We start from the raw sequence: 2,893 nt of genomic DNA, 5'->3' as shown, positions 1-2,893 counted from the left end.
CGCCGCCCGCGCCGCGCAGCCCGTCCCGCTGCCCCCGTCGGAGGCGCGCGCCGAGATCCAGCGGCTGATGTCGCGCGGCGCGGGCATCCTGCGCTCCGCCGCGTCGATGGCCGACACCGCGGCCGGACTGGCCCTGCTCGCCGAGCAGGCCCGCTCCCACGTGGCCGAGGAGAAGCCGGCCGACCCCCGGGTGGAGACCTGGGAGGCCGCCAACCTGCTGCTGGTCGCGACCGCCCTGGTCGCGGCCGCCGCGCAGCGCGAGGAGACCCGCGGCTGCCACTGGCGCGAGGACTTCCCCGAGCGCGACGACGCCCACTGGCGGCGCCACCTGATCACCACCCTCGCCGCCACCGGCGGTCCCGTCAGCACCCCTGAGGAGCAGTAGAACCATGACCCACTCCCACGAGGAACTCCCCCTGGCCGACCAGGGCGGCTGCGGCGACGGCTGCGCCTGCGGGGACGGCGAGGGCTACGAGACCGGTCTGGACCCGCAGCTCGCCGAGCTGCTGGAGCAGGCCGGGCTGGACCCGGTCGAGGTCGAGGACATCGCCACCCTGGCGCTCGCCGAGGACCTGGCCGGCGGCGAGGACGTCACCTCGGTGGCGACCGTGCCCGCCGAGGCCGTCGCCACCGCCGACTTCACCGCCCGCCAGGCCGGCGTGGTGGCCGGCCTGCGGGTCGCCGAGGCCGTCGTCTCGCTGGTCTGCGAGGAGGAGTTCGAGGTCGAGCGGCACGTCGAGGACGGCGACCGGGTCGAGGCCGGCCAGGTGCTGCTCTCGGTCCGCTCCCGCACCCGCGACCTGCTGACCGCCGAGCGCAGCGCGCTCAACCTGCTCTGCCACCTGTCCGGCATCGCCACCGCCACCCGCGCCTGGGCGGACGCCCTGGAGGGCACCGGCGCCGTCGTCCGGGACACCCGCAAGACCACCCCGGGCCTGCGCGCGCTGGAGAAGTTCGCGGTGCGCTGCGGCGGCGGCGCCAACCACCGGATGGCGCTCTCGGACGCCGCGCTGGTGAAGGACAACCACGTGGTCGCGGCCGGCGGCGTGGCCGAGGCCTTCCGGGCCGTCCGGGCCGCGTACCCGGAGCTGCCGGTCGAGGTCGAGGTGGACACCCTGGAGCAGATCACGCCGGTGCTGGAGGCCGGGGCGGACCTGATCCTGCTGGACAACTTCACCGTCGGCCAGCTGAAGGAGGCCGTCGCGCTGGTGGCCGGCCGGGCGAAGCTGGAGGCCTCCGGCGGTCTGACCCTGGCCAGCGCGCGCGAGGTCGCCCAGACTGGTGTCGACTACCTGGCCGTGGGCGCGCTCACCCACTCCTCGCCGATCCTGGACATCGGCCTGGACCTGCGCGCCTGACCGTCAGGTCGGCCGCAGTCCCGTCCCGACTCGCAGAAAGCGTCCCCGTGCTCCTCACCATCGACGTCGGCAACACCCAGACCACGCTCGGCCTGTTCGACGGCGAGGACGTGGTGGAACACTGGCGGATCTCCACCGATCCGCGCCGCACGGCCGATGAACTGGCGGTGCTGCTGCAAGGGCTGATGGGCAGCCACACCGCGGTGAAGGAGGCCGCGGTGGAGGGCCTGGCGATCTGCTCGTCCGTCCCCGCCGTGCTCCACGAGCTCCGCGAGGTGACCCGCCGCTACTACGGCGACGTCCCCGCGGTGATCGTGGAGCCCGGCGTGAAGACCGGGGTGCACGTCCTGATGGACAACCCCAAGGAGGTCGGCGCCGACCGGATCGTCAACGCGCTGGCCGCGAACCACCTGTACGGCGGCCCGTGCATCGTGGTCGACTTCGGCACCGCGACCACCTTCGACGCCGTCAACGCGCGCGGCGACTACGTCGGCGGCGCGATCGCCCCCGGCATCGAGATCTCGGTCGAGGCGCTCGGCGTCCGCGGTGCCCAGCTGCGCAAGATCGAGCTGGCCCGCCCCCGCAACGTGATCGGCAAGAACACCGTCGAGGGCATGCAGTCCGGCATCCTCTACGGCTTCGCCGGCCAGGTCGACGGCCTGGTCGAGCGGATGGCCCGGGAGCTCGCCAAGGACCCGGACGACGTCCAGGTGATCGCCACCGGCGGCCTGGCCCCGCTCGTTCTCGGCGAGGCCGGCACCATCGACGTGCACGAGCCCTGGCTGACCCTGATCGGCCTGCGCCTGGTGTACGAGCGCAACCGCCCCGGCAGCTGAGCGGCGCTCAGCTGCCGGGCCTCGGGGTGGCCGGCAGGGTGATCGGGCCGCCCCCCGGCGGCGGGGTCAGGCCGGACCACGGGGGCACGTCGACGGTGAACTGCGTCGGCCCCGTCAGCGGGGTCGGCAGCGGCACCGAGACCCCGAACCGGGGGCTCGGGAGCGAACCCACCGCCGAGGCCTGCGGAATGGCCGCCATGACCTGCTTCCAGCGCGGGTCCGTGACCACCCCGGCGAGCTTGTCCATGGTCAGCGGCGGGTCGGTCCTGGTGATCGGCGTGCCCTGCTCCAGCGGCTTGCGGTTCCATTCCTGGAGCATCAGCTGGTACCCGTCCACGGTCAGCTTGGCCGACCAGGTCTTCGATCCGGCCGGCTCTCCGTCCCGGGTGCCGGCCTGGTAGAGGCGCAGGTGGCCGCCGCCCGGGAGGGTGGTCTGGGTGCAGGTGTCGTCGCCGGTCGGCACGGCCGGGCAGTCGGTGTCCTCGCCACCCGGGAAGCGGGTGATCCAGAACAGGTACTGCGCCGGGCCGTGGCCGTCGTCCACCACCAGCCGCAACTGCGGGGTGTCGCTCTCGGTGCCCCGGGCCTCGCCGACCTGCACCGTCGGCGACGGCAGGAGTTCGGTGAGCATCCGCTGGAACTCCGCGCCGGAGACCGGACCGGCGGACGGGGCCGCCGCCGGACCGGCCACCGCCGTAC

General features: G+C 74.3%; 2 protein-coding genes and 2 pseudogenes. 3 read left to right on the top strand and 1 reads right to left on the bottom strand.

The features are described from left to right. The 3 genes and pseudogenes from AE652_RS38890 to AE652_RS38880 all read left to right on the top strand — a co-directional run. A pseudogene (locus AE652_RS38890) lies at positions 1–385 on the top strand (L-aspartate oxidase); the annotation flags it as partial. A 4-nt stretch (positions 386–389) separates the two neighbouring features. After that, on the top strand, positions 390–1,358 hold the full coding sequence (gene nadC, locus AE652_RS38885; protein WP_049660205.1) for a carboxylating nicotinate-nucleotide diphosphorylase: 969 nt from the start codon (positions 390–392) through the stop codon (positions 1,356–1,358). Between the two features lie 47 nt (positions 1,359–1,405). Beyond that, positions 1,406–2,194 (top strand): type III pantothenate kinase, encoded by a 789-nt coding sequence (locus AE652_RS38880; protein ID WP_049660204.1) that lies wholly within the window; start codon positions 1,406–1,408, stop codon positions 2,192–2,194. Between the two features lie 7 nt (positions 2,195–2,201). Here AE652_RS38880 and AE652_RS38875 read toward each other — a convergent pair. Then, positions 2,202–2,893: pseudogene (locus AE652_RS38875) on the bottom strand (hypothetical protein); the annotation flags it as partial.

The sequence above is a fragment of the Kitasatospora sp. MY 5-36 genome, assembly GCF_001182915.1.
GTDB lineage: Bacteria > Actinomycetota > Actinomycetes > Streptomycetales > Streptomycetaceae > Kitasatospora.
The sequence above is the reverse complement of the archived record's forward strand: the minus strand, read 5'-3'. Positions and strand labels throughout refer to the sequence as shown.

Excerpts from the sequence above, each read along its gene's own strand:
- nadC (WP_049660205.1), top strand. The coding sequence starts at position 390 with ATGACCCACTCCCACGAGGAACTCCCCCTGGCCGACCAGGGCGGCTGC.